At 64.4% G+C, this 26,718-nt stretch carries 26 protein-coding genes; 12 read left to right on the top strand and 14 right to left on the bottom strand.

Annotated features, from left to right (window positions below):
* The first annotated feature begins 14 nt into the window (after positions 1-14).
* Together ccoG and QM470_RS07435 are read left to right on the top strand one after the other, a co-directional pair.
* The gene (ccoG, locus tag QM470_RS07440) at positions 15-1,445 is read left to right on the top strand and encodes a cytochrome c oxidase accessory protein CcoG (protein WP_283338756.1); all 1,431 of its coding nucleotides are present in this window, start codon (positions 15-17) and stop codon (positions 1,443-1,445) included.
* 83 nt (positions 1,446-1,528) lie between these two features.
* The gene (locus QM470_RS07435; RefSeq protein ID WP_283338755.1) at positions 1,529-1,822 is read left to right on the top strand and encodes a FixH family protein; all 294 of its coding nucleotides are present in this window, start codon (positions 1,529-1,531) and stop codon (positions 1,820-1,822) included.
* Between the two features lie 172 nt (positions 1,823-1,994).
* Here QM470_RS07435 and QM470_RS07430 read toward each other — a convergent pair whose 3' ends face one another.
* From QM470_RS07430 to QM470_RS07420, 3 genes are all read right to left on the bottom strand, one after another.
* Positions 1,995-2,753 carry a 3-hydroxyacyl-CoA dehydrogenase gene (locus QM470_RS07430; protein ID WP_283338754.1) on the bottom strand — a complete coding sequence of 253 codons (759 nt, stop codon included), beginning with the start codon at positions 2,751-2,753 and terminating at the stop codon, positions 1,995-1,997.
* Between the two features lie 122 nt (positions 2,754-2,875).
* On the bottom strand, positions 2,876-3,925 hold the full coding sequence (locus tag QM470_RS07425; protein WP_283338753.1) for an extracellular solute-binding protein: 1,050 nt from the start codon (positions 3,923-3,925) through the stop codon (positions 2,876-2,878).
* Between the two features lie 305 nt (positions 3,926-4,230).
* Entirely contained in the window at positions 4,231-4,776 is a 546-nt protein-coding gene (locus QM470_RS07420) for a phasin family protein (RefSeq protein ID WP_280010619.1), read from the bottom strand.
* A gap of 271 nt (positions 4,777-5,047) precedes the next feature.
* Between QM470_RS07420 and QM470_RS07415 the strand changes: the two genes are divergently transcribed.
* The 7 genes from QM470_RS07415 to QM470_RS07385 all read left to right on the top strand — a co-directional run bounded on the left by QM470_RS07415 (position 5,048) and on the right by QM470_RS07385 (position 13,964).
* Positions 5,048-5,566: an acyl-CoA thioesterase gene (locus QM470_RS07415; RefSeq protein WP_283338752.1), complete on the top strand. Its 519-nt coding sequence runs from the start codon at positions 5,048-5,050 to the stop codon at positions 5,564-5,566.
* Positions 5,567-5,793: 227 nt separating this feature from the next.
* Positions 5,794-7,002, top strand: coding sequence for a nicotinate phosphoribosyltransferase (gene pncB, locus QM470_RS07410; RefSeq protein WP_280010621.1), 1,209 nt, complete (start codon positions 5,794-5,796; stop codon positions 7,000-7,002).
* Positions 7,003-7,083: 81 nt separating this feature from the next.
* Complete coding sequence (locus tag QM470_RS07405) at positions 7,084-8,511, top strand: sodium:proton antiporter (protein WP_283338751.1); 1,428 nt, start codon at positions 7,084-7,086, stop codon at positions 8,509-8,511.
* Between the two features lie 97 nt (positions 8,512-8,608).
* Positions 8,609-9,973 (top strand): HD-GYP domain-containing protein, encoded by a 1,365-nt coding sequence (locus tag QM470_RS07400; RefSeq protein WP_283338750.1) that lies wholly within the window; start codon positions 8,609-8,611, stop codon positions 9,971-9,973.
* 57 nt (positions 9,974-10,030) lie between these two features.
* Entirely contained in the window at positions 10,031-11,032 is a 1,002-nt protein-coding gene (locus QM470_RS07395) for a 2-hydroxyacid dehydrogenase (protein WP_279999242.1), read from the top strand.
* 278 nt (positions 11,033-11,310) lie between these two features.
* The gene (locus QM470_RS07390) at positions 11,311-12,762 is read left to right on the top strand and encodes a DNA recombination protein RmuC (RefSeq protein ID WP_283338875.1); all 1,452 of its coding nucleotides are present in this window, start codon (positions 11,311-11,313) and stop codon (positions 12,760-12,762) included.
* Entirely contained in the window at positions 12,759-13,964 is a 1,206-nt protein-coding gene (locus tag QM470_RS07385) for an MFS transporter (RefSeq protein WP_283338749.1), read from the top strand. Before QM470_RS07390 ends, QM470_RS07385 begins: the two co-directional genes overlap by 4 nt.
* A gap of 88 nt (positions 13,965-14,052) precedes the next feature.
* Here the strand turns inward: QM470_RS07385 and QM470_RS07380 are convergent, their stop codons facing one another.
* The 10 genes from QM470_RS07380 to QM470_RS07335 form a co-directional block, all read right to left on the bottom strand.
* Positions 14,053-14,931 carry an LOG family protein gene (locus QM470_RS07380; protein WP_283338748.1) on the bottom strand — a complete coding sequence of 293 codons (879 nt, stop codon included), beginning with the start codon at positions 14,929-14,931 and terminating at the stop codon, positions 14,053-14,055.
* Positions 14,932-15,085: 154 nt separating this feature from the next.
* Complete coding sequence (gene crcB / locus QM470_RS07375; protein WP_272970208.1) at positions 15,086-15,463, bottom strand: fluoride efflux transporter CrcB; 378 nt, start codon at positions 15,461-15,463, stop codon at positions 15,086-15,088.
* A 34-nt stretch (positions 15,464-15,497) separates the two neighbouring features.
* On the bottom strand, positions 15,498-15,896 hold the full coding sequence (mnhG, locus tag QM470_RS07370) for a monovalent cation/H(+) antiporter subunit G (protein ID WP_283338747.1): 399 nt from the start codon (positions 15,894-15,896) through the stop codon (positions 15,498-15,500).
* Positions 15,893-16,171 carry a K+/H+ antiporter subunit F gene (locus QM470_RS07365; RefSeq protein ID WP_066535418.1) on the bottom strand — a complete coding sequence of 93 codons (279 nt, stop codon included), beginning with the start codon at positions 16,169-16,171 and terminating at the stop codon, positions 15,893-15,895. The genes mnhG and QM470_RS07365 overlap by 4 nt, the downstream gene beginning before the upstream one ends.
* Positions 16,168-16,656 carry a Na+/H+ antiporter subunit E gene (locus QM470_RS07360; protein WP_280010625.1) on the bottom strand — a complete coding sequence of 163 codons (489 nt, stop codon included), beginning with the start codon at positions 16,654-16,656 and terminating at the stop codon, positions 16,168-16,170. The genes QM470_RS07365 and QM470_RS07360 overlap by 4 nt, the downstream gene beginning before the upstream one ends.
* Complete coding sequence (locus QM470_RS07355) at positions 16,653-18,431, bottom strand: monovalent cation/H+ antiporter subunit D (protein WP_283338746.1); 1,779 nt, start codon at positions 18,429-18,431, stop codon at positions 16,653-16,655. The genes QM470_RS07360 and QM470_RS07355 overlap by 4 nt, the downstream gene beginning before the upstream one ends.
* Positions 18,431-18,796 (bottom strand): Na+/H+ antiporter subunit C, encoded by a 366-nt coding sequence (locus QM470_RS07350; RefSeq protein ID WP_066535409.1) that lies wholly within the window; start codon positions 18,794-18,796, stop codon positions 18,431-18,433. The genes QM470_RS07355 and QM470_RS07350 overlap by 1 nt, the downstream gene beginning before the upstream one ends.
* Entirely contained in the window at positions 18,796-21,756 is a 2,961-nt protein-coding gene (locus QM470_RS07345; protein WP_218333896.1) for a monovalent cation/H+ antiporter subunit A, read from the bottom strand. The genes QM470_RS07350 and QM470_RS07345 overlap by 1 nt, the downstream gene beginning before the upstream one ends.
* Positions 21,757-21,884: 128 nt before the next feature.
* Positions 21,885-22,238 (bottom strand): ComEA family DNA-binding protein, encoded by a 354-nt coding sequence (locus QM470_RS07340; RefSeq protein WP_280010627.1) that lies wholly within the window; start codon positions 22,236-22,238, stop codon positions 21,885-21,887.
* Between the two features lie 133 nt (positions 22,239-22,371).
* Entirely contained in the window at positions 22,372-23,358 is a 987-nt protein-coding gene (locus QM470_RS07335) for a bile acid:sodium symporter family protein (RefSeq protein ID WP_283338745.1), read from the bottom strand.
* Positions 23,359-23,512: 154 nt separating this feature from the next.
* Between QM470_RS07335 and QM470_RS07330 the strand changes: the two genes are divergently transcribed.
* Positions 23,513-23,779 carry a hypothetical protein gene (locus QM470_RS07330; protein ID WP_066535401.1) on the top strand — a complete coding sequence of 89 codons (267 nt, stop codon included), beginning with the start codon at positions 23,513-23,515 and terminating at the stop codon, positions 23,777-23,779.
* Positions 23,780-23,886: 107 nt separating this feature from the next.
* Here QM470_RS07330 and asd read toward each other — a convergent pair whose 3' ends face one another.
* Positions 23,887-24,729, bottom strand: coding sequence for an archaetidylserine decarboxylase (gene asd / locus QM470_RS07325; protein ID WP_283338744.1), 843 nt, complete (start codon positions 24,727-24,729; stop codon positions 23,887-23,889).
* A 148-nt stretch (positions 24,730-24,877) separates the two neighbouring features.
* On the opposite strand from asd, the gene QM470_RS07320 reads away from it, so the two are divergent.
* Both QM470_RS07320 and infA read left to right on the top strand, forming a co-directional pair.
* Positions 24,878-26,110 (top strand): HPP family protein, encoded by a 1,233-nt coding sequence (locus tag QM470_RS07320; RefSeq protein ID WP_349307062.1) that lies wholly within the window; start codon positions 24,878-24,880, stop codon positions 26,108-26,110.
* A 338-nt stretch (positions 26,111-26,448) separates the two neighbouring features.
* Positions 26,449-26,700 carry a translation initiation factor IF-1 gene (gene infA, locus QM470_RS07315; protein ID WP_066535392.1) on the top strand — a complete coding sequence of 84 codons (252 nt, stop codon included), beginning with the start codon at positions 26,449-26,451 and terminating at the stop codon, positions 26,698-26,700.
* Positions 26,701-26,718: the final 18 nt, after the last annotated feature.

Genomic DNA, 26,718 nt, shown 5'->3' with positions numbered 1-26,718 from the left:
ATGAGAGTTGCCCCATGACTTCGATCAAAGAGGATAAGGCCCCCAAGAAGGTCATCCCCATCCAGGCTGCCGAGCAGCCACGCAGCTTCTATGAAGCGCACAAACGTGTCTATCCACGCTCCATCAGCGGCCTCTTCATGCGCTGGCGCTGGGCTCTGGTGCTTCTCACGCAGATCATTTTCTACGGCTTGCCATGGCTGGAGTGGGGACAGCGCCAGATGGTGTTGTTCGATCTGGGGGCACGGCGCTTCTATCTGTTCGGCCTGGTGCTGTACCCGCAGGATTTCATCTACCTGGCGGGTCTGTTGATCATCTGCGCCCTGGCGCTGTTCCTGTTCACGGCCGTTGCAGGGCGACTGTGGTGCGGCTTCAGCTGCCCGCAAACCGTGTACACCGAAATCTTCATGTGGATCGAGCAGAAGGTCGAAGGCGAGCGCAGCGCGCGCATCCGCCTGGACCAGGGGGGCTGGACGTTCGAGAAGATCTGGAAGAAATCCACCAAGCAGCTGCTGTGGATCGTCCTGTCCGTGTGGACGGGCTTCACCTTTGTGGGCTACTTCGTACCCATCCGCGAGCTGGGCGTGGAACTGCTGGCGCTGCAAGGCGGCTGGCAGATCTTCTGGGTGCTGTTCTATGGCTTTGCCACCTATGGCAACGCCGGTTATATGCGCGAGCAGGTGTGCAAGTACATGTGCCCCTATGCGCGTTTCCAGAGCGCCATGTTCGACAAAGACACGCTGATCGTCAGCTACGACCCGGTGCGCGGCGAGAACCGTGGCCCGCGCAAGAAGAATGTGGACTACAAGGCCCAGGGCCTGGGCGACTGCATCGACTGCAAGCTCTGCGTGCAGGTGTGCCCGGTGGGTATCGACATCCGTGACGGCCTGCAGTATGAATGCATAGGCTGCGGCTTGTGCATCGATGCGTGCAACAGCATCATGGACAACATGCACTACCCGCGCGGTCTGATCCGCCTGACCACGCAAAATGGCGTGGCCCAGGGCTGGAAGCATGCGCAGATCCTGCGCCGCGTGCTGCGCCCACGTGTGCTGATCTACTCCAGCATCCTGCTGGCGCTGGCCGTGGCCATGGTGGTCAGCCTGTCGCTGCGCGAGCCCCTGAAGGTGGACGTGATCCGCGATCGCGCCTCGCTGGCGCGCATTGCCGCCGGCGGCAAGCTGGAGAACGTGTTCCGTCTGCAGGTGATGAACGCGACCGAGACCGAGCAGACCTACCGGGTACGCGTCCATGGCCTGGAAGGTATCGCGGTAGCATCGGAAACCGAGGTCGTGGTGCTGCCCGCCGAAACGCGTGGCGTGGCGGTGCGGGTGCAGATTCCGTATGGCTCGGCGCCAGCGGGCTCGCATCCGGTGTATTTCGATATCGATGCCGTGAGCGGCCAGGGCAAGGTGAGCGAGAAATCGGTGTTCATCGTGCCCCGCTGAACCGTGCAGGTGCCCGCGGCCAAGGGCCCGGGCACCGCAGAGAAGTTTGACCCAGGCGTTCCATGGCGCCAGAAAGATGTTCTATGACGACGACAACGCAACAAGCAGTCAGCCCTGAAAAATCCGCCGCGCCGTGGTGGAAGTTTGGCCATGTGTGGCTGGTACTGGCCGGCCCGATCATCGTGGTGATTGCCGGCCTGACCACGTTCTGGATTGCGGTGCACAGCCCCGATCCGGTGATCGAGGAGGACTACTACCGCAAGGGCATCGAGATCAACCAGACGCTGCAGAACCCGGAAAAGAGTTTTGCCCCGGCGCTCCAGAGCCGCAACCATGCCGCCACGCCCGAGGAGGCACAGCCCAGCATGAAGCCCTGATTCCGGGAACGTACGCTGCAAAAAAGCCAACCGGTCGGTTGGCTTTTTTGTACCTCTCAGGTCGGCAGGCGGCCCAGGGCTGCAAGGTGTGCAACTATGAACGGGCGGTGGTGCTCCCGCAGCGTCAGGCCGAGCGCCTCCGCTCGCCGCCCACAGGGGCGGCCGGCCAGCATCAGCGCGGTGCCAGGCGGATCGCGCCGTCCAGGCGGATCACTTCGCCGTTGAGCATGTCGTTTTCCAGGATGTGGCAGGCCAGCTTGGCGTAGTCCTGGGGCGTGCCCAGGCGGCTGGGGAAGGGCACGCCGGCAGCCAGCGCGTCCTGCACTTCCTGGGGCATGCCGAACAGCATGGGCGTGCCAAAGATGCCGGGGGCAATCGTCATGTTGCGGATGCCGTTGCGTGCGAGATCACGGGCAATGGGCAGTGTCATGCCGACCACGCCGCCCTTGGACGCGGCATAGGCCGCCTGGCCGATCTGGCCGTCGTAGGCCGCCACGCTGGCAGTGGAGATCAGCACGCCGCGCTCGCCGGTGCTTTCCGGCTCGTTCTTGCTCATGGCATCGGCGGCCAGGCGGATCATGTTGAAGCTGCCGATCAGGTTCACGGTGATGACCTTTTGGTACAGCGCCAGGCTGTGGGGGCCGTTCTTGCCCACGGTCTTTTCGGCCGGGGCAATGCCCGCGCAGTTGACCAGGCCCATCAGCTTGCCCAGCGACACGGCCTTGGCCACCACGGCCTGGCCGTCGGTTTCGTTGCTGACATCGCAGCGCACAAAGGCGCCGCCAATGTCGGCAGCCACAGCTTCGCCTTTTTCTTGTTGCATGTCGGCGATGACAACGGTGCCGCCCTTGGCAGCCAGCATGCGGGCCGTGCCTTCACCCAGGCCTGAAGCGCCGCCGGTGACGATGAAAACCTTGCCTTGAATGTCCATGGTGTCTCCTGTTGGTATATGACGTATACGTCAATTATGCGGGGTGATGGGGCGAAGCCCTGTCCCGCGGGTGCAACAAAAAACCCGGCCAGGGCCGGGTTGATTGCACAGGGTGGAGCGGTTTACTGGAAGCCGACGCGGTCCAGCATCTGCTGCACCTTGACCATGTTGGCGCCCACGGCCGAGATCGGGATGGTCTCGCTCTTGAAGGGCTTGCCCTGGGTCATGGTCTTGAGTGCGGGGTTGTCCACGGTCACGCCCTTGGCGGTGGGCCATTCGTTGTTGCCGTTGGCAAAGTAGTTCTGGGCGGCCGGGCTGGCCAGGTATTCCAGGAACTTGACGGCGTTGTCCTTGTGCTTGGCGTGCTTGGCCACTGCACCGCCGGCAATGTTCATGTGGGTACCGTAGCTGTCCTGGTTGGGGAACACCACACCGACCTTTTCGGTCACTTGCACGTCGGCCGGGTTGGCCGAGCGCATCAGGCGTGCCAGGTAGTAGCTGTTGGTCACGGCGATATCGCATTCACCGGCGGCCACGGCCTTGATCTGGTCGGTGTCACCACCCTTGGGGGCGCGGGCCAGGTTGTCCTTGATGCCCTTGAGCCAGGCTTCGGCCTTGGCCTCACCCATGTGCTCGGTCACGGCGCCGAACATGCTCAGGTTGTAGGGGTGGGAGCCGGAGCGGATGCAGATCTTGCCCTTGTTCTTGGGGTCGGACAGGGCTTCGTAGGTGGCCACGTCGGCGGGTTGCACCTTGGCCTTGTTGTAGACCACCACCCGGGCACGGGTGGAGAAACCGAACCAGCTGATGCCGCCATCGGCGTCGGGCTTGCTGCGCAGGTTGGCGGGGATGGCGTTGTTCAGCGCTGCCGAGTGGATGGGCTGGAACAGGCCGTCCTTCTCGCCACGGTACAGGCGCGCGGCGTCGACCATCAGGATCACGTCGGCGGGGGAGGCAGCGCCTTCGGCCTTCAGGCGCGCAATGATGCCTGCATCGTCGGAATCCACGCGGTTGACCTTGATGCCCGTGGCCTTGGTGAAGCCGGTGTACAGCTCTTCGTCGGTGTTGTAGTGGCGGGCCGAGTACAGGTTCACCACCTGCTCCTGGGCCAGCGCATGGCCGGCAACGACCAGGGCACAAGCGGAAACAAGGACTTTCAAAGCGTGCTGCATGGATGGACTTTCAGTGCAAAACAAAAGAAGGAAATTGAGGGCGCATGATAGTCTGAACGCGAATCTTTCTTAAACACAAGCCCGCAGTTGTTGTGGGCGATCAAGCAGTGCGACCGGAAAGCCTGTGCCGAGGCAAAAAAAAACCCGGTCAAAGACCGGGTTTGAAAGGATCCAAGAAACGGGGGTTTCGAGAGGATCCAAGGAGACAACTGGTGCCGTGAAGCAGAGGATGCTCCAGGCGATGGCGTGATTATAGGGTAATCCCTAGATTATTGTCAAAGGCCATCGCGCGGCGGGTCCAGGGCTTAGCGCTTGCGGCTGGTGGCCGTAGCGGCTTGGGTGGCGGTGGAGGCCACGGCATTGATGTTGGCTTCGGTCATGTCGGAAGCCTGCTTCACGGCCTTTTGCATGCTTTCGAAGGCATTGGTGGCAGCCGACACGGCACTCTTCATCACGGCCACGGCGGTTTCGGAACCGGCGGGAGCGTTCTTGGCGGTGCTGTCCACCAGGCTGGAGAAGCTCTTTTGCAGCTCGGCAGCCTTTTCTTCAAAGGTCTTGGAGAACTCGCCGCTGGTGGCCGAAGCGATGTTGTACAGGTGGCGGTTGTAGGCTGCGGTCTTTTCGGCCAGGGGCTGGAACAGGTTGGCTTGCAGTTGCAGCAGCTCTTGCGCGTCTTTCACGCTCAGCAGGGACTGGGTGTGGCTGGCGGCCTCGGTCAGGGCGGCGCGGGTGGCCGTCACATTCAGTTCCACCAGCTTTTCCACGCCTTCGAAGGCTTTGGAAGTCAGGCCAAACAGGGTTTCCAGGTTGGCTTTTTGTGCGCTCAGGATTTGGTCAGCGGTCAGGGACATTGTGGTTCTCCAGGTTGGGTGGCCATACGCTGGCCAGTTGCGTCACAACTGCGGGCTTCAAGAATTTATGTTGCGCTGCAGCATGACTGAATTTTATGCAGTGTCGGATTTCGCGCAAGTGTTTTTGCTGCGCTGCATCAAATATTTACCCAAATGCGGTTTTCTATACACAGAAAGCCGGATGGGCGGCCGGTGCCCACGGTGTTGCGCCACCACAAAACCACGTTTTGCCCGATAGGCGGCTTACGAGTGGGCCCACACAATGTCCGCCATGACCGACAAGCCTGTTTCCTCTTCTCAACCTTCTGCCGCTTCTTCTGCGGCCGCTGCGGCTACCGCACGGCCCAGTGCCCAGCCGCGCTCCAGCTACCCGGTGTTTCTGCCCATCACCACGCGCTGGTCGGACAACGATGTCTACGGCCATGTGAACAACGTCGTCTACTACAGCTGGTTCGACACGGCCGTGAACGCCCACCTGATTGAACAGGGCGTGCTGGACTTCCATGGTGGTGACACCATCGGCCTGGTGGTGGAGACGCAGTGCAACTACTTTGCCTCCCTGGCCTATCCGCAGAAGGTGGAGGCCGGCATCCGCGTGGCCCGGCTGGGCGGCAGCAGCGTGCGCTATGAGGTGGGTATTTTTGCTGCGGGCAGCGAGGAATCGGCTGCGGCCGGCCACTTTGTGCATGTGTATGTGGACGCCGCCACGCGCCGTCCCAAGCCGCTGCCCGAGGCGCTGCGGCGAGTGCTGCAGGCCTTGCAGCCTGCCGCTGCAGCGGCCGCAGTCTGACGCGCCAGGTCAGATCTGGTGCATGTCTGGTGCATGTCCTAGACATGCCGGGGCGGTGCCCGGCCCGCAGCTGCAATGAATTTGATAGCTGCCCAGGATCACCGCGGTTGCATCAGCGGTGATTTGGATGCCCATGCGTGCGCCGCGCGGTTTTGCCCGGGCCCGTGCCCGCTTGGCCTACACTGTGCCCTCTGTTCCGATCGCGCCGCCATGCGGGCGCACTTTCCATGATCATCCACAGTCTGCTCGACACCGACCTGTACAAGTTCACCATGATGCAGGTGGTGTTGCACCAGTTCCCCGGTGCTGCCGTGGAATACAAGTTCAAGTGCCGCAACCCGGGCGTGCAACTGGCCCCCCTGGTGCAGGAGATTCGGGACGAGATCCGCCAGCTGTGCAGCCTCAGCTTCACGACCGATGAGCTGGACTACCTGCGTTCGCTGCGCTTCATCAAGAGTGATTTTGTGGATTTTCTGGGGCTGTTCCGCCTCAATGAAAAGTACATCCAGGTCACGCCGCTGCCCACGGGCGAGATCGACATCACCATCCAGGGCCCCTGGCTGCACACCATCCTGTTTGAGATCCCGGTGCTGGCCATCGTCAACGAGGTGTATTTCCGCAATACCCAGCCCCGTCCGGACTGGGACGAAGGCCGCGCACGGCTGCAGGCCAAGATTGCCCAGATGCGCGGCGAAGGGCTGGAACACCTGAAGATTGCGGATTACGGCACGCGCCGGCGCTTTGCGCGCAGCTGGCACGAAGAGGTGCTGCGCACGCTGTGCCGCGATCTGGGCGCGGGCGAACAGCGTCCCGCACCGGGCCATGGACCGGGGCAGTTTGCCGGCACCAGCAATGTGCTGTTTGCCAAGGAGCTGGGCATCTTGCCGCTGGGCACCATGGCGCATGAATACCTGCAGGCCTGCCAGGCGCTGGGCCCGCGCCTGCGCGACAGCCAGATCTACGGCTTTGAATCCTGGGCGCGGGAGTACCGTGGGGATCTGGGCATTGCGCTGTCAGATGTGTACGGCATGAACGCCTTTCTGCGCGACTTCGATCTGTATTTCTGCAAGCTGTTCGATGGCGCGCGCCATGACAGCGGCGATCCGTTTGCCTGGGGGGAGCGTCTGCTGGCGCATTACCGCGACAACCGGGTCGATCCGCTGACCAAGACTCTGATCTTCAGTGATGCGCTGACCATACCGCGCACCATCGAGCTGTACCGGCGTTTCCATGGCCGCTGTCTGCTGGCCTTTGGCATCGGCACCAATCTGACCAACGACCTGGGCTATGAGCCGCTGCAGATCGTCATCAAGATGACGCGCTGCAACGAACAGCCGGTGGCCAAGCTGTCGGACACGCCGGGAAAAAGCATGTGCGACGACCAGAAGTACCTGGCTTACCTGCGTCAGGTATTTGACATCGCTCCCACTGCATGATCGGGCACGCAGGACGGCCTCGCGCACAGAGGGCACGCCTGCGGTCCACAACTACAAAGAGACAGAAGAAGGAGTACCCCTATGAAGCATCTGCGCAGCGCGGGCCTGGGCCTGCTGGGACTGGCGGGCCTGTTGCCCGGCGCCGCCATGGCGGCGGAAATCGACGGCGCTGCGCTGTCCGTGCTCTGGGGTGTGCCTTTTGCCTGCGTGCTGCTGTCGATTGCGCTGATGCCGTTGTTGGCACCCACGGTGTGGCACCACCATTTCGGCAAGATCACCGCCGCCTGGGCGCTGGCCTTTTTGCTGCCGTTTGCGCTGGCATTCGGGGCCGGCACGGCCAGCGTGCACCTGGTGCATGCGCTGGTGGCGGAGTATGTGCCGTTCGTGATCCTGCTGACGGCGCTGTACACGGTGGCGGGCGGCATCTACATCCGCGGCAATCTGCGTGGCACGCCGATGCTGAACACCGGCATCCTGGCTATCGGTGCGGTGCTGGCCAGCTTCATGGGGACGACGGGGGCGTCCATGCTGCTGATCCGCCCGCTGATCCGCGCCAACGACAACCGCAAGCATGTGGCCCATGTGGTGGTGTTCTTCATCTTCATCGTCTCCAATGCGGGCGGCTCGCTCACCCCGCTGGGCGATCCCCCGCTGTTCCTGGGCTTTCTGAAGGGCGTGGATTTCAGCTGGACGCTGCGCCAGATCTTCCCCGAAACGCTGTTTCTGGTCGGTGTGTTGCTGGTGATCTTCTATCTGCTGGACAGCTGGTATGCCGGCCGCAATGGCGAGCGCAAGGCAGTCGACCCCACGCCGGACAACGCCACGCCCACCCAGCTGGGTTTTGATGGCAAGTTCAACTTCGTGCTGCTGGGTGTTGTCGTGTTTCTGGTGCTGATGAGCGGGCTGTGGAAGTCGGCGGTGGTGTTCGATGTGATGGGCACCGAGGTGGGCTTGCCCGGTCTGGTGCGCGATGTGGGCCTGATCGGGGTGGCGCTGCTGTCGCTGTGGATGACGCCGGCCGTGGTGCACGAGCGCAACCAGTTCGGCTGGGGGCCGATGCAGGAAGTGGCCAAGCTGTTTGCCGGCATCTTTCTGACCATCATCCCGGTGATCGCCATGCTCAAGGCTGGGGTGGACGGCCCGTTCGGCGCCATTGTGCGCGCCGTCACCAACCCGGACGGCACGCCCAACCCGGCCATGTACTTCTGGGCCACGGGCGCGCTGTCGTCCTTTCTGGACAATGCGCCCACCTACCTGGTGTTCTTCAATACCGCTGGCGGCGACGCGCAGGTGCTGATGACCAGCATGGCGGCCACGCTGTCGGCCATCTCGGCCGGTGCCGTGTTCATGGGGGCCAACACCTACATCGGCAATGCGCCCAACATGATGGTCAAGGCCATCGCCGAAGACCGGGGTGTGCGCATGCCCAGCTTCTTCGGCTACATGGCCTGGTCGTTCGGCATTCTGGTGCCGTTGTTTGTGGTGATGACCTTCATCTGGTACCGCTGATGGCGGTGCGCGGGGCGGTGGATGGGGCGCGGACCTGATCCGGCCATGGCCTCTTTTCCACTACCATCGTTTCTATGATCCAGCCGGAGAGCTTTTCATGAGCAGCGCACGTGACGACGCCACCTTGGCCACCGCCATTGCGGCGCTGCACAACAACGTCCACTATCTGGGCGCCATTGCCCAGATGGCAGGCCAGCGGCAGGTGGTGGTGACGCAGACCGTGGTGTCGGACAGCGGAGCGCCCTTGCTGGAAAAGGGCACGGTGCTGGGAGGGGATCTGCTGGCGCTGCTGGCCGGACACCGCTTGCCGGCACCGCTGGATGCGCAGCTGGAAGTGAGCGAGCCGGTCGACATCGGCCTGCTGCATGTGGAGGTGACGCGCCTGCTGTCCGAGCACCCGCTGGGCCGTCTGCTGGCGGCTGACCTGGGGGCCGAAGGGGCCATACTGGGCCGCGCGTTGCGGCTGATGCCCTGGCCGCACGCCGCGCGCTTCAAGATGACGGTGGTGCAGGTCCAGCTGCCCCTGCTGTTCGAGCACAGCGTGCTGATGGCCATGGTGTCCGTGTTCCTGGCCATCCGTGCGGGCTGGGACGAGGCGCAGTGCGCCAGGCTGGCGGCTGCGGCCCTGCTGCACGATGTGGGCATGCTCTATATGTCCACCGCCTGGGCCGACGCCGGGTACCGGCTTTCCGAGCGCGAGCGTGTCCAGCTGGCCGCGCACTCCATCACCGGCTCCATGGTCGTGCAGAGCATGGGCGCCTACCCCTTCAGCGTGGAAGACGCGGTGCTGGAACACCATGAATGCATGGATGGCAGCGGCTACCCGCGCCACCTGATGGGCGAGGCGATCTCGCCCATGGGGCGCATCCTGGTGGTGGCCGAAGTGGTATCGGCTTTCTTTGGCAAATACAAGGCCATGGCGGGCGAGCGCCTGTCACTGGCATTGCGCCTGAATTCCCGGCGCTATCCGGCCGAGCAGGTGGCGCCGGTGCTGGCGCTGCTGCAGCGCGATGCCGCCGCCGCCGCGCCGCTGGCCGTGGAGGTGGTGCTGCGGGATTGCCTAGCCGTGGCCACGGTGTTGCAGTACTGGGCCTCCTGCAAGCGTGTGCTGCCCGAGCAGTGGCAGGCGCAGTCCGGCAGCCGGGCGCTGATGTGGGTGGATGCCCGCATGCGCGCCATCGAATTGTCCCTGACCGAATCCGGTGCCCACCCGCGTTCGCAGGACGACTGGCGCGCCATCTTTGCGCAGATGCCCGAGAGCGTGGCCGAGCTGGGCCTGATCCACCGCGAAGTGCTGTGGCAGATGGACAGTTGCATGGACACCTGCCAGCGCCGCTGGCCGCCCACGCAGCCCGCGCAGTCCACCGCGGAGCGCGCCTTGTGGACCTGGATCAATAGCAGCCGCAAAGTCCTGGGCCAGGGCACAGCGGCCACGGAACCCGATGCGCCGCAGCCACAGTGACTGTGTGCTGCGGATGTGATTTTTCAACAGAGAACCGACCTGGAGACTCCCCTCGCCATGCCCCGACAAAGCATTCTGATCGCCCGTGCCATCTCGCCCGAAGTGGTGGATTTCTTGCGCCAGCACTTTGATGTGCACACCAACCAGGACGATGTGGTCTGGAGCCCCGAAGAGCTGGCCCAGCAGTTGCAGGGCAAGGATGGCGTGCTGACCACGGGCTCGCAGACCATCAATGCCGCCCTGCTGGCCGCTTGCCCGCAGCTCAAGGTGGTGTCCAACATGGCCGTGGGCTATAACAACTTTGACGTGCCGGCCATGACCGCTGCCGGTGTGCAGGGCACCAATGCCCCCGATGTGCTGACCGAAACCACGGCCGACTTCGGCTTTGCATTGCTGATGGCCACGGCCCGCCGCGTGACCGAGAGCGAGCATTACCTGCGTGCCGGTCTGTGGAAGGAATGGCGCTACGACCTGTTTGCCGGCAGCGAGGTGCACGGCAGCACGCTGGGCATCATCGGCATGGGCCGCATCGGCCAGGGCATTGCCAAGCGTGGTGCACACGGCTTTGGCATGAAGGTGGTGTACCACAACCGTTCGCGCCTGACGCCGGAGCTGGAAGCCGAATGCAAGGCCAGCTACGTCAGCAAGGAAGAGCTGCTGAAGACCGCCGACCATGTGGTGCTGGTGCTGCCTTTCACCCCCGAGAACCGCCACACCATCGGTGCGGCCGAGCTGGCCCAGATGAAGTCCACGGCCACGCTGATCAATATTGCGCGTGGCGGTATCGTGGACGACGCGGCCCTGGCCCAGGCGCTGCGTGCCAAGACCATTGCGGCCGCGGGCCTGGATGTGTTTGAAGGCGAGCCTGCCGTGCACCCCGATCTGCTGACGGTACCGAATGTGGTGCTGACCCCGCACATCGCCAGTGCCACCATGACCACCCGCCGTGCCATGGCGCAGCTGGCGGCGGACAACCTGGTGGCTGTGCTGGGCGGCCAGGCACCGCGTACGCCGGTGAACCAGCCGGACGCCGCGGCGCGTGCGCTGCGTTGGGCATGACATCCCACCGCTTTGAGCGGTTGCCCGGCTGAATGCTTTTCTCGCTCCGGCTGTGCCGGAGCAGGATGGCAGGCGCACGGCGGGGTCTCATGTGCAGCGTCCTGGTGTGACGGCCATGCGTTCCTGGCGGTGTGCCGCAGCAGGCCTCTTGAAAAAGTGGGCTTCGAGCCCCGCTTTGGAGCTGCTTTTGGCGCTGTGCCATGCCGAAATTGACGACAATCTTCTGCGGAAAGTTGGCAATTTTTTAGAGCAAGGAGCAGGCAGTGGTGCACGCGTGGATGGTCTGGCTGGTACTGGGGGTGCTCCTGGCCGTGTTGTTGTTGCAGCTGTGGCTGGCATTGCGCCCGCGCGCCGGCGGCGATGCGGCACTGGCCCCACAGCTGCTGGCGTTGCAGCAGGCGGCGCAGCAGACGCAGCTGGCACTGGCCAGGAACGACGGCGCCATGGAGCACATGGCCCAGCAGTTGCTGGGTTTGAGCCACCAGCTGAGCCAGCACCAGCAAGCCGCCAGCGACAGCCTGCGCAAGCTGGTGGACGGTCGCATGGCGCAAAGCCTGGCCGAGGCGCGTGCCAGCCGCCAGGAACTGCAGCAGCATTTCCAGCAACTGCAGGAAGCCATGGCCCAGCAGCTGCACCGGCTGCAACAAGGCACGCTGCACAATGCCGAACAGCTGCGGACCACGCTCAATGAGCGGCTGTCCGCCATCCAGACCGACAATGCCGACAAGCTGGAGGCCATGCGCCGCACGGTGGACGAAAAGCTGCACGAAACACTGGAGCAGCGCCTGGGCGAATCGTTCAAGCTGGTCAGCGACCGGCTGGAGCAGGTCCACAAAGGCCTGGGCGAGATGCAGTCGCTGGCCGGCAGCGTGGGCGATCTGAAGCGCGTGATGACCAATGTGAAAACGCGGGGCACCTGGGGTGAGGTGCAGCTGGGCGCCATTATCGACAACGTGCTCACACCGGCGCAGTACGCCAGGAACGTCAAGACCGTGCCGGGCAGTGACGAGCTGGTGGAGTTCGCCATCCGCCTGCCGGGGCAGGGCGGGATGGACGATGTGCCGGTGTGGCTACCCATCGACGCCAAATACCCGGTGGAGCATTACCAGCGTCTGCAGGATGCGCTGGATGCCGCCGAGCGCGGGGCGATCATGGCTGCCGGCAATGCGTTTGAAACCTCCATCCGCGCCGAGGCCAGGAAGATTGCCGCCAAATACCTGGCGCCGCCCCACACCACGGACTTTGCCGTGATGTACCTGCCCACCGAAAGCCTGTTTGCCGAAGTGCTGCGGCGGCCGGGCCTGGTGGAGAGCCTGCAAAATGACTGCAGGGTGGTGGTGACTGGGCCCGCCAATCTGGCGGCCATGCTCAACAGCCTGCAGATGGGGTTCAAGACGCTGGCCATCGAGCAGCGCTCTTCCGAAGTCTGGGCCGTGCTGGGCCAGGTCAAGACCGAATTCGCCAAGTTTGGCGAGGTGGTGGAGGCCACGCGCAAATCCATTGACGCTGCGGCGCGCCGCTTCGAACAGGTGGACGTGCGCACCCGGGCCATCCAGCGCCGCCTGCGTGGCGTGCAGGAACTGCCCAGTCCCGGAGCGGCCGATCCCGTCGATGCCACGGACCTGTTTGCACCCGCAGCCGCCATGGCGTCCGCATCCACACTGCCTTCCGCCAGTGCTGCCGCAGCGTCAGGGAAGACTGTGCAGATCCCCGAGGACGACGCCGCGTGAGCGCGGCCTTGCTGCGCCTGATCCTGGCGCAAATCTCCATCCATGCCTGCATGACGGGCATGCGCATGGCCACCCCTTTGCTGGCCTTGCGTGAAGGTTTTTCGGCGGCATCGGTCGGTTTTCTGCTGGCGCTGTTTGCCCTGACCCAGGTGTTTCTGTCGTTGCCAGCCGGCCGCTACGCCGACCGCCACGGCCTGCGCCGTCCGTTGGCGCTGAGCGTGGCCATTGCCGTGCTGGGGGCCGGCGCCGCTGCAGCGTTTCCGGTCTATCCGGTGCTGTGTCTGGCGGCACTGCTCACCGGAGGCGCTTCCGGCACTGCCATCATTGCCCTGCAGCGCCATGTGGGGCGCAGTGCGCACGACAAGGCCCAGTTGCGCAAGGTGTTCAGCTGGCTGGCCATTGGCCCGGCCATCTCCAATTTTCTCGGCCCGTTCTGTGCCGGTCTGCTGATTGACTATGCGGGTGGTGAGGCCGCCAGCACCACCGGGTTTCGCGCCGCGTTCCTGCTGCTGGCGCTGCTGCCGCTGAGTGCCTGGTTTCTGTCGCGCAGCGTGCAGGAGCTGCCGCCGGTGCAGGCGCCTGCCGCTGCAGCCAGGCCGGCCACGGCCTGGGACCTGTTCCAGAACCAGGGCTTTCGCCGTCTGCTGCTGATGAACTGGGCGCTGTCGTCCTGCTGGGATGTGCACACCTTTGTGGTGCCCATCCTGGGACATGAGCGCGGGCTGTCGGCCTCGGTGATCGGGACCATTCTGGGATCGTTTGCCATGGCCGCCGCGGCCATCCGCCTGCTGGTGCCGCTGCTGCCCGAACGCATCAGCGAATGGCAGGTGGTGTTCACGGCCATGGTGCTGGCATCGGTGCTGTTTCTGCTGTACCCGCTGATGCCCGGCGCCTGGAGCATGGGGGCATGCTCCATTTTGCTGGGGCTGGTGCTGGGGTCGGTGCAGCCCATGGTGATGAGCATGATCCACCAGATCACCCCGCCGCACCGCCATGGCGAAGCATTGGGCCTGCGCATGATGGCCATCAACGGCTCCAGCGTGCTCATGCCCCTGATCTTCGGTTCGCTGGGCGCGGTGGTCGGGGTGTCGGCCCTGTTCTGGGCCGTGGGGGCGCTGGTGGGCAGCTGCGCACGCCTGCCGTGGTTGATCGGGCGGGATGATTTGCCCGGCCACCCCACGCCGATGCCGCCACCGCGCTGAGTGGTCTGCCTCCTGCACATCGCATTGGGGGCATGAAAAAAGCCCGTGGCGCTTTGCAGCGCACGGGCTTTTGCCGGGGATGGCGAGCTCAGTCCTGCAGGTTGTAGAACTTCTTGATGATGCTCCAGGCACTGGCAGGATCGTCCACGTAGTGGAACAGCTCCAGATCCTTGGCGGAGATCATGCCTTCTTCCACCAGCATGTCGAAGTTGTAGAGCTTCTTCCAGAAGGCCGAGTCGAACAGGATGATGGGCACAGGCTTGACCTTGGTAGTCTGCACCAGCGTCAGCACTTCGAACAGCTCGTCCATGGTCCCAAAGCCGCCGGGGAAGGCCAGCAGGGCCTTGGCGCGCATCATGAAGTGCATCTTGCGCAGCGCAAAGTAATGGAACTTGAAGCTCAGGCCCGGCGTGATGTAGCGGTTGCCCGACTGTTCGTGCGGCAGCAGGATGTTCAGGCCCACATTGGGCGCACCCGCTTCGTAGGCGCCGCGGTTGGCCGCTTCCATGATGCCCGGGCCACCCCCGGTGCAGATGTAGATGCGCTGGTCCTTGGGCTGGCGCAGGCTGTGCTCCGCCACCAGACGCGCAAATTCGCGGGCCTGGTCATAGCGGCGGGCATTGCGCACGCCTTGTTCGGCCGTCTTGATGCGCTGGGCATCGCCGCTGGATTTGGCCTCCAGCAGGCGCTGGGCCGCGACATCGGGGGCCACGAAGCGGGCGCTGCCATACACCACAACGGTGTGGTCAATCCCGAACTCGGCCTGGCCGATATCGGGCTTGAGCATTTCCAGCTGAAAGCGGATGCCCCGGGTCTCACGGCGGGCCATGAATTCCGGATCGGCAAATGCCAAGCGATAGGAGTCAGGCTGGGTCAGGTCAATTTGCTCTGCGGCCTGGGTGGATGCTTCCAGATCCACCAGCGATTCGGCGAGCGAGCGGTCGTGCAGGGAAAGCGTTGCGTCCATAGGGCTCCAGAAAACTCCGTGTATCGAGGAATCCATCTTCGCAGAAGCCAGGACCCTGCGCAGGCTTCTGCGCGGATTTCTTTGACTGGACGGCATGGACATCTGCCGTCCGCAAGCGCACAAAGCACAATGGCGTGCGGTGCCGTGCCGCAGTTCAGGCAGGGCGCAGGCCGGAGAGGGTGGCGATGCCTGCCATGGTCAGCAGCAGCGACGCCAGCAGGTGCGAAGCCGCCCAGGCAGTGGCCATGCCCCAGCGGCCTTGCTGCAGCAGCTCCACCACCTCGGCGGAGAAGCTGGAGAATGTAGTGAGGGCACCAAGAAAACCGGTGACCAGCGCGAGGCGCCAGACGGGATCCAGCCCGGGGTGGCCCTGGAAAAAAGCCACGCACAGACCGATCAGATAGCCGCCAATGGCGTTGGCCGCCAAAGTGCCCCAGGGCAGAGATCCCGGGCTGCTGAGCCACAGGCCCAGCTTCCAGCGGGCCAGGGCGCCCAGGCAGGCACCCGCACAAATTGCCAAAGCGTGTTGCATGGCCGCAGTGTATGCGTCTGCGCGGCTGCCGGGCTCAGCCCTTGCTGTCCTGGGCGGCTTCTTCTTCGGTCAGTGGCTCGTTGAGCACGATGCCGCTGACACTGGGAGGCACATTGCGTCCTGCGCGGCGCGCCCGGAACAGTGCGGCACGCATCAGGAAAATGGTGGTGATGGGAACGGTGACGGCAATGAACACGGCAATCAGCAGCGGGTGCGCGGCAAAGCCATGACCGGATACCGAAAAGAAGATCACCAGGGCCCACATGATGAGCCAGCAGCCCAGGGTGGCGATGATGGAGGGAGCATGCACGCGCTCGAAATAGGATTTCAGGCGCATCAGGCCCAGCGAGCCGAGCAGGGCAATCAAGGACCCGGCCAGCACCAGCACGGCAATGGCCACCTCGGCCCACAGCGGCAGAATGATCTCGTTCATTCGATCACCTCGCCGCGCAGCAGGAACTTGGCCATGGCGGTGGAGCTGACGCAGCCGAACAGGGCAATCAGCAGGGCCGCCTCGAAGTACATGCTGGAGCTGTAGGTGATGCCCAGCACCAGCATCAGCAGCATGCCGTTGATGTACATGCAGTCCAGGGCCAGGACGCGGTCCTGGGCCGTGGGGCCCTTGAGCAGGCGCACCAGGCAGCAGGCCATGGCGGCCGTCAGCAGGAACAGGGCCAGGGTCAGGGTGTAGGTGAACCACAGGCTCATTCGAAAATCTCCATCAGAGGGCGCTCATAGCTGCGCTTGATGTGGGCCACGATGGCATCGGCGTCATCGACCTCCAGCACATGCAGCAGCAACATGGAACGGTCGCGCGACAGCTCGGCCCAGGCCGTGCCGGGGGTGATGCAGACGATCATGGCCAGCACCGCCAGTGCGTTGGGGTCGCGCACATCCAGCGGGATGTAGACAAAGCCCGATGCATGCCTGCGCAGGCGCGGAAACAACAGAAAGCGCAGCACGGCCAGGTTGGAGGCGGTGGTGTCCTTGACCACGGTGGCGGCCAAGGTGATGGCCGTCCAGGGATGGCGGATACGCACCGGCAGCGGTCGCAGGCCGCGCAGCACGATGGGGATCAGCAGGCCCAGAATGGCGCCCAGCACCATATGGCCTGCGCTCAGGGAATGGTTCAGCAGCAGCCACGCGCCAAACAGAAAGACGGACAGCAGCGGGGCGGGCAGGATGTGCTTCATGGTGCTGCTTTCTCCGTGGTTGGCAAGGGTGCAGCCGGCGGTTCGGGGACTGTTGCAGGAGCTTCTGTCTGGGCCGGTGCCGCGGTGTCGGGCTTGGGCTCTTTGGGCGGATTGGGCACCGGATCCTGCTGCATCACGGCCAGGATGTAGGTCGAGGGGGTATGCAGCGCGTTGGCGGCGTTCTGCGTGAATTCCATCACGGCATGGGCATGCATGGTCAGGGCCACGCACAGCGCCATCAGGCCGGCAATGGGCGCACCTTCCAGCACGCGCAGCTCGGGCTTGGCACGGTCGTGCGTGGCCCAGAAATGGCGGATGCCGGCGCGTGTCAGTGCAATCAGCGCAAACAAACCGGTGGTGATCAGCAGGGCGACCAGCACCCAGCCCAGATTGCCGGCCTGGTAACCGGCGGATTGGCCCAGCCCCACCGGATTGACCAGGTTGGTGAGCATGGCGAATTTGCCGATGAAGCCCGACAGCGGGGGCAGTCCGGTGACCACCAGGGTGCACATGATGAAGACAATGCCCAGGAACGCGGCGGCGGCAGGGATCACGCGGCCGATCAGGACTTCTTCGTGTTCGTCCAGGTTCAGCGACTTGGTGGGCACCAGCTCGGGGTTGAGGAAGGGGGCGTCCTCGTCGTCGAAGTCATTGGCGCTGGAGCCATCGTTGCGCCAGCGGTCCATGATGTCGGCCAGCATGAACAGAATGGCCACGGCCAGCGTGGAGCTGGGCAGGTAGTACAGCAGGCCGGCGGTCAGCATGTTCTGACCAAAGCCGGTGGCCGCCAGCAGCGTGCCGGAGGACAGGATGGCTGCATAGCCCGCCAGGTAGGTCAGGCGCTGTGCGCCCAGCATGCCGAAGGCGCCATAGGCCATGGTCACCATGCCCATTACGGTGAGCCACTGGCCGCCGAACAGGGCCGAATCGCCGGCTTCGCTGGAGAACAGCAGGGTCCACAGCCGCAGGATGGTGTAGACGCCCACCTTGGTCATCAGCGCGAACAGGGCGCCCACGGGAGCGCTGGCCGCGCTGTAGGCCGGCACCAGCCAGAAGTTCAGCGGCCAGATGGCCGCCTTGATCAGGAAGGCGATGGCCAGGATGGCGGCGGCCGTGTGCAGCAGGCCCCGGTCGGCGGGGCTGACATGGGGAATGGCCTGTGCCAGATCCGCCATATTGAGCGTGCCGGTGATGCCGTACAGCATGGACACGCCGACCAGAAACAGCGAGGACGCGGCCAGGTTGATGGCGATGTAATGCAGACCGGACTGCACGCGCAGGCGCCCGGACCCATGCAGCAGCAGTCCATAGGAGGCGGCCAGCATGATCTCGAAGAACACGAACAGATTGAACAGGTCGGCCGTCAGAAAGGCGCCCGACAGGCCCATCAGCTGGAACTGGAACAGCGGGTGGAAGTGCACCCCTGCCTTGTGCCAGCGGGCAATCGAGAACATGCCGGCGGCCAGGGCCACGCAGTAGGTCAGCACCAGCATCATGGCCGACAGCCGGTCCAGTGCGAGCACGATGCCGAACGGCGCTTTCCAGTTGGCAGCCAGGTACACGCCCATGGCGCTGGGCCCGGCTTGGTCGTCGCTCCACTGCAGCAGCGCCACCGCAATGCACAGGCCGATGGCAGTGGACGCAATGTTCAACACCACCTTGAGGCGCAGGTGCTCTTCCCGCAGCAGCAGCATCACGGCGGCCGTGAACATGGGCAGCAGGATGGGCGCCAGAATCAGGTGCGGCATCAAAGAAGTAGTCAGCCAGTCCAGCATCACGGCATCTCCTGCTCGTCACGCGAATGGCTGCCATCCACATGGTCGGTGCCGGACATGCCGCGCGAGGCCAGCAGCACCACCAGGAACAGCGCCGTCATGGCAAAGCCGATCACGATGGCGGTCAGCACCAGGGCCTGGGGCATGGGGTCGGCGTAGTTGGCCAGGGTCTCGGCCAGACCGGCCTGCATCACCGGCTCCTTGTCGATGGCCAGGCCCTCGCGGCTCATGCTGAAGATGAACAGGTTGACGGCATACGACAGCAGGGACAGGCCGATGATGACCTGGAAGGTCCGGGGGCGCAGCAGCAGCCACACGCCAGATCCGGTGAGTACGCCAATGGTGATGGCAAGCACGATTTCCATCAGCGGACCCCTTCCTGCAAAGCGGCGATCGTGGCCTCGGTTTCTGCCTGTTCTTTTTCTTCCATCAAGCGTGCGTGGTAACGGTGGCCGCGCACCGATTGGTGGGCAATGGCCGTGAGGATGAGCAATACGGAGCCTACGACCAGGGCAAAGACGCCGACGTCAAAGAAGGTGGCGCTGGCCAGGTGCATCTCGCCCACCAGAGGGAGGGTGAAGTGGAAGGTGTGGCTGGTCAGGAAGGGGTAGCCGGCATACACCGCACCCAGGCCGGTGCCCAGGGCACACAGCAGGCCCACGGCAATCCAGCGGCGCGGGAACAGCGGCATGTGCGCTTCCACCCACTGGGTGCCGGAGATGATGTACTGCAGCAGCAGGGCCACGGAGAACACCAGGCCGGCCACAAAGCCGCCGCCGGGCTCGTTGTGGCCGCGCACAAAGATGTACACCGCCACCAGCGTGGCGAAAGGCAGCAGCAGGCGCACCAGCACAGCGGGCACCATCAGATAGCCCACGGCGGTATCGCTGGCATTGCGCGGGTTCAGCAGATCGGTCTGCAGGTCCCCCGGCAGGAAGCGCTGTTGCTCGGGCAGGTCCATGGTTTCGCGCGCCGGTCGGAAGCGCCGCAGCAGCGCATACACGGTCAGTGCCACCACGCCCAGCACCACGATTTCGCCAAAGGTGTCGAAGCCGCGGAAGTCCACCAGCATCACGTTCACCACATTGCTGCCGCCGCCTTCCGGCACGGCGCGCTCCAGGAAGAAGGTGGAGGTGCTCTGCGAGAACGGGCGACTCATCATGGCAAACGCCAGCCAGGCCATGCCGCCGCCAGCGGCCAGGGCCAGCAGCAGATCGCGCAGGCGCCGGCTGCGGGCCAGCAATTCGGTGGACAGGGCGGGGATACGCAGGTTCTTGTCGCGCTTGGGCAGCCAGCGCAGGCCCAGCAGGATCAGGATGGTGGTCACCACCTCCACCACCAGCTGGGTCAGTGCCAGATCGGGGGCGGAGAACCACAGGAAGGTCAGCACCACACACAGGCCGGCACCGCCGAGCATGATCAGCGATGCCATCCGGTGGTACTTGGCCTTCCAGGCCGCGCCCAGTGCGCACAGGCAGCCGATCACCCACAACACCAGGAAGGCGGGCGACAGCGGCAGGGGCGGGCGATTGCCCAGGTCCAGGCCGCGGATCCACAGCGGCATGAAGCCGCTCAGCAAGGCGATGGAGACCAGCCACAGCATCTGCCACTGCAGGCGGTGGGTGGTCAGTGCGCGGCGCAGATGCTTGGCCAGCAGGCTGATGCGGGCTAGCACATTGTCGAAGATGCGCTTGCCGTTGATGTGCTGCAGCACGGGAACGGCGTCGTCGATGCTGCCGTTGTTGCGCAGCAGGCGCAGTGCCGTGTACAGCGCAATGCCGCCCACCAGCGCCACGAAGCTCATGATGAGCGGCGTATTCACGCCATGCCACACGGCCAGGCTGAATTCGGGCAGGGTGCCGCCCACCACGGGAGTCGCGGCTGCATTCAGGAACGGACCTACCGACCAGGCGGGCAGCACGCCCACCACCAGACAGGCCAGGACCAGCAGCTCCACCGGCACGCGCATCCAGTGCGGTGGCTCGTGGGGCTTGTGGGGCAGGTCGGTGGCCTTGGGGCCGAAGAAGACATCGACGGTGAAGCGCAGCGAATAGGCCACGCTGAAGATGCCGGCCAAGGTGGCGACCACGGGCAGCACGATGCGCACCCAGTGGGCGGCGTCGACGAACACGGTTTCTGCAAAGAACATTTCCTTGGACAGAAAACCGTTGAGCAGCGGCACCCCGGCCATGGCCGCACTGGCCACGCAGGCCAGCGTGGCGGTGATGGGCATCATCTTGCGCAGGCCGGACAGGCGACGGATGTCGCGCGTGCCGCTTTCATGGTCCACAATGCCGGCCGCCATGAACAGCGAGGCCTTGAAGGTGGCGTGGTTCATGATGTGGAAGACGGCGGCCACGGCGGCCAGCGGGCTGTTCATGCCCAGCAGCAGGGTGATCAGGCCCAGGTGCGAAATGGTGGAGTAGGCCAGCAGTCCCTTGAGGTCGTGCTGGAACATGGCCAGATAGCCGCCCAGCAGCAAGGTGGCAGCACCCGCGCCGCCAACAATCCAGAACCATTCGTCCGTGCCGCTGAGCACCGGCCACAGCCGCGCCAGCAAAAACACGCCGGCTTTCACCATGGTGGCCGAGTGCAGATAGGCCGACACCGGGGTGGGGGCCGCCATGGCATGGGGCAGCCAGAAGTGGAACGGGAACTGCGCGCTCTTGGTGAAGGCGCCCAGCAGGATCAGCAGCAGCGTCGGCACATAGAGCGCATGGTCGCGCACCTGCTGGGCCGCCGCCAGGATGTTGTCCAGGTCGTAGCTGCCGACGATGTGCCCCAGCAGGATCATCCCCGCCAGCATGCACAGGCCGCCGGTGCCCGTGACGGTGAGTGCCATGCGTGCACCGCGGCGCGCATCCTGGCGGTGGTGCCAGTAGCCGATCAGCAGGAAGGAGAACAGGCTGGTCAGTTCCCAGAAGAACACCAGCTGGATCACATTGCCCGACAGCACGACGCCGGTCATGGCGCCCATGAAGGCCAGGAAGAACGAGAAGAAGCGCGGCACCGGATCGGCGGGCGACATGTAGTAGCGTGCATACAGCACGACCAGCGCGCCGATGCCCAGCACCAGCATGCAGAACATCCAGGCAAAGCCGTCCATGCGCACCACGATGTTCAGTCCCAGCGCAGGCAGCCACGGAATCTCCTGGCGCAGCACGCCGCCGTGGGCTATTTCGGGAAAGAACAAAGCGGCCTGTACCAGACAGACCAGGGCGATCAGACCAGCCAGCGTGGATTCGGTGTTGCGTGCGTTGGCAGGCAGCACCGCGGCCATCAGGCTGCCGATGAAGGGCAGGAGGATGAGTGCGATCAGGGGCATGGGCTTTTTTATTCTACGGGCAAGCGGGAAGGAGGCCGCTATGAAAACCTGAGCGTGTTGAGGCCATTGGTCATGCATTAGGCATGAAAAACCCGCCAAAGGCGGGTGCGGGGCAGGAGCGTGGTGTGTCAGGCCGCCGGCTTGGTGGGCTTGGCTGCGGGTGCCGGGGGCGTGTTGGCGGGCTTGGCTGCAGTGGCTGGCGCCGCCGGCTTGGCTTTGTAGCTCTGGCCGTTGACGGTCAGGCCTTCGCCGGACATCTTGGCGGCATTGCCCGGGCCTATGCCCTGGACGCGCCCGATGAAGTCTTCCCAGTTCTTGAATGGGGCCGTTTTGCGCTGCTCCACAATGCGGGCCGCAGTGGCGGGGCCTATGCCCTTGATCTGGTCCAGTTCGGCCGGGGTGGCCTTGTTGGCGTCGACGGTGGCAGCGTGCGCCAGGCCGAATACGCACAGGGCGGCGGCGGCGATCCATTGCTTGAGCATGCGGTCTCTCCACAAAAGAAAAGGGACGACGGCAAGAGCGCCGCCTTGCACATGCTGCAGGGGGAATGGCACCCGTGGGGGCGGGTTAACCCCAGAGCCCTGTGCCGGTGGGCGGCGCAGGGCGATGAGCCGATCAGCGGCGGTCTGTGTCTGTTGCGCCTGGTCGGCGCGCATAGCGGCCGGCAATCACCGCCGACACCATCAGCTGCATGGGGTGGAACAGCATCAGCGGCAGCACAATGCTGCCGACCATGCTGGCCGGGAACAGCACCTTGGCCATGGGAACGCCGCTGACCAGGCTTTTTTGTGCGCCGCAGAACAGGATGGCAATTTCGTCTTCGGTGCTGAAGCCCAGGCGGCGGCTGGCGAACACGCACAGGGTCATGGAGCAGGCCAGCAGCAGTGCGCACAGCACAAACAGGCCTGCCATGGCGGGCAGCGGCATTTGCGACCACAGGCCGGCCACCACGGCGCCGCTGAAAGCCGAATACACCACCAGCAGGATGGAGCCCTGGTCCACCACCTTGATGGATGTGCCCATCCACTGGACGATGGGGGCCACCCAGGGGCGCATCAGGTGGCCGACGATGAACGGTACCAACAACTGTAGCGCAATCTTGCCGATGGCGGCCAGCGGATCGGCCGATGAGGCGCTGACATGCAGCAGCATACCCACCAGCAGCGGGGTGAACAGAATGCCCAGCAAGGTGGAGCCCGATGCGCTGCAGATGGCCGCCGGCATGTTGCCGCGCGCCAGCGCCGTCAGTGCAATGGCGGACTGCACGGTGGCGGGCACGGTGCACAGGAACAGAATGCCCAGATACAGGTCGGGCGTGACCAGGGGCTCCAGCAGCGGGCGCAGCGACCAGCCCAGAATGGGGAAGGCCACAAAGGTGATGGCCGTGATCACCAGGTGCAGGCGCCAGTGGCCGATGCCGGCCAGAATGGCCGGGCGTGACAGCTTGGCTCCATGCAGAAAGAAGAGCAGCACGATCACCACGGTGGTGGCGGCGTTCAGCCACTGTGCGGGAACGCCCGAGGCGGGGAAAAAGCTGGCGAGGGCCACCGTGGCCATCAGCATCAGGGTGAAGTTGTCAGGAAGAAAACGCGGGCGGGACATGGACAGGCGGTAGAGACGGGGGCGGACTGCGGATTGTCGGGGAATAATCCGCAAGTCGCAGTCTGCAGCCGGTGCACCAAAAAAATGGATGCAGCCCTAAACTTTGCTGCACAGTTGTCGATGAGGACACATCACAGCTGAAAAAAGGAATGCCATGTTGGTCATCAATCCAGGTCAAGCCGAAGGCCAGCAGGCCCCCTATACCCGTGGTCACACCTTCCAGATGCCGGTGTTCAAGCCGGGTGTGCGTGTCATGCACGCAGGCCGCTCCGAGACCGTGAGCCATGTGGTGCTGCGCCGTCGCGAAATGATGGTGCATCTGGTGGGGCGCGACGAACCGGTCAAGCCCGAGCGCCTCACGCTGACGCCCACGATGTTCACCACCGAGCGCCGTCCCGAAGTGCTGAGCTGGTTTCTGTAAGCCCGTCTCTGGCGCCAGTGGCGCACCAAACACAACAGGCTGCCTATGGCAGCCTGTTGTGTTTGGCGAAGGGCCTGAGAAGGGCAGGCGCGCGGGCCTGCAAGGCTTTAGTCGGCCATGGGTTCGCCCAGGCGCACCGCCGTGGCAGCATCCCAGCCGGTGTTGAAGGTATTCAAGGTGCCTGCCGGCATCAGCATGACCACGGTGGAGCCCAGCAGAAAGCGCCCCATTTCCTCGCCTTTGTGCAGCGTGATCTGCTGGTCTTCGTAGCGCCAGTCGCGGATGTCGCGAGTGCGCGGCGGGTTCACCACGCCGTGCCAGACGGTGGCCATGCTGCCCACGATGGTGGCACCCACCAGCACCAGGGCAAACGGGCCTTGCGCGCCTTCAAAGATGCACACCACCCGCTCGTTGCGGGCAAACAGGCCGGGCACGCCACGTGCCGTGGTGGGGTTGACCGAGAACAGATCGCCCGGGACATAGATCATGCGCAGCAGCCGTCCGGTCTGCGGCATGTGGATGCGGTGGTAGTCGCGCGGGCTCAGGTAGATGGTGGCGAAATGCCCGTTGTCGAACTGGCTCGCCAGCGCCGCGTCGCCGCCCAGCAGTGCCTGGCTGGAATAGTGGTGGCCCTTGGCCTGGAAGATCTGGTCGCCCGCAATGGGGCCGATCTGGCTGACTGCGCCGTCCACCGGGCAGATCCAGCGGCTGTCGCTCAGCGGGCGTGCACCTTCGCGCAGCGGGCGCGTGAAGAATTCATTGAAGGTGGCGTAGGCCGCGGGGTCCGGGTTGGCCGCTTCCTGCATATTGACCTGGTAGCGCTGAATGAACCAGCGGATCACCGATGTGGTGAGCGAGCCCGCCTGCTTGCCGGCCAGGTGGCCCATGAGCATGGTGAGGGCCTGTTTGGGGATCAGGTATTGCGGGAGTACGGCAAGGCGGTCGGACACAGGCAGAGGGCTCCGGAAGAGGGCAGTTGGCAACAAGTGGCGTAAGTGTGGGCGCGATTCTATCGGTGCTGTGCGCAGGGCTAACCCGTGGTTGCTATGATTTTGAGCATGTTTCCAGTGAAAAAAACTGCGGAGAGCGGAGCATCCCATGTCTGAAACCGACCAGCGGCCGCGTGCTGCGGCCTCCGGCTCCGGGCCGAGCCCGGCGGCGCCAGTGGTCCCGGAGTCCGCGCAGATGCCCACGCCGCTGGGCTCCCAGCATGCCCAGCTGACGCGTTGGGCGCTGTGGCTGCGCAATTTCTGGCCCGGCCCGGTGCGCATTGATCTGCAGGAGCTGCTGCGCATGGCCTTCGGCGTGGCACTGGGGCTGCTGGTGACAGGCATGTTGTCGCGCTGGTGGACGGATGTGCCGACCAGCACCTGGATGGTGTCGTCGCTGGGGGCCAGTGCGGTGCTGCTCTTCGGTATGCCGGCCAGCCCGCTGGCGCAGCCCTGGCCGGTGCTGGGGGGGACCGTGGTGTCGGCCCTGGTGGGCGCGCTCTGCCAGCGCCTGGTGCCGGATCTGGCGGTGGCGGCTGCCCTGTCGGTGGGGCTGAGCATCTTGCTGATGGTGCCGCTGCGCTGCATGCACCCGCCAGGGGCCGGTTTTGCCGCTTTCGTGGTGCTGGAGCATGCCGATGGCGTGGCGCTGGTGGCCTTCCCCATTCTGTTCAATGTGGCGGTGCTGGTGCTGTGCGCCGTGGTCTACAACACCTTGACCGGCAAGCGTTATCCGCATCCGCAGCACAGCTACAAGGGCGCCGGGTCGGCGCGCTTTGTCTCGGCCGACCTGGATGCCGCGCTGTCCCATTACAACCAGGTGCTGGACATCAGTCGGGCCGATCTGGAAGGCCTGCTGCACATGGCGGGCAAAGCGGCTTTTCAGCGCACCCTGGGCGATCTGCGCTGTGCAGACATCATGTCCCGGCCGGTGTTTGCGGTGGAGCCACAGGTGGCACTGAAAGAGGCCTGGGCGCTGATGCGGCAGGAGCAGGTCAAGGCGCTGCCCGTGGTGGATGCGCAACACCAAGTGCTGGGCATTGTGTCGGTGACCGACTTCATGCGGCTGGCCCACCTCGATGTGCGCGACGGCCTGGGTCAGCGGCTCAAGCACCTGGTGTCCTGGCGCAGCAACAGCCAGGGAACGGTGGGCGACATCATGTCCCAGGATGTACAGGTGGCCGGTGACGACGGGCTGGTGACGACGCTGATCCCCTTGTTTTCGGAAGCCGGTCACCACCACCATATTCCCATCGTGGATGCGCAGCGCCGGCTGGTGGGCATCGTCACCCAGACCGATCTGGTCCGCACTCTCAGCAAAACCATCGGCTCGGGTGACTGAGCGGCGCCGACACGCAGCAGCGGTCGTGCCATATTTTTGTCATCGTGCGGGCGTTTTCTGGCGTGGGCGCGAAAAAAGGGAGCGGTCAAAAAAAGACAGTGCCTGTTGCAGCAGGTACAATTGAAGGATTTTCCTCGAGCAGTGCCAAGCTTTGCCCGGGAAGCGTGTGGAAGGCCGGATGCATGGCCTGGAGCGCCTTTCCGTCTGATCTGCGCCGTGGCTGGCGCAGTGCACCCGCTGTCTGTCTGAAGGAAAGGGCCGTCGCTTGTGGCCCGGCAGGTGGTTGTGGCCCACCTTGCGCTGGCACCGCTGACACAGATTGAACTGAAAGAATTGAAATGGCTAAAGAAGAACTGATTGAAATGCAAGGCTCGGTCACCGAAGTGCTGCCCGACTCGCGTTTCCGCGTGACCCTGGAAAACGGTCACCAGCTGATTGCCTACACTGGCGGCAAGATGCGCAAGCACCACATCCGCATTCTGGCCGGCGACAAGGTGTCGCTGGAAATGTCGCCCTACGATCTGACCAAGGGTCGCATCACTTTCCGTCACCTGGCAGGTCGCGGTCCAGGCCCCAACTCTTCGCGCTAAAGCGTTGGCGCCGCACAA

The organism is Comamonas sp. 17RB (genome assembly GCF_030056555.1).
Taxonomy (GTDB): Bacteria; Pseudomonadota; Gammaproteobacteria; order Burkholderiales; family Burkholderiaceae_C; genus Comamonas; species Comamonas terrigena.
Note: the sequence above shows the minus strand (reverse complement) of the source record. Positions and strands in the feature narration are given on the sequence as shown.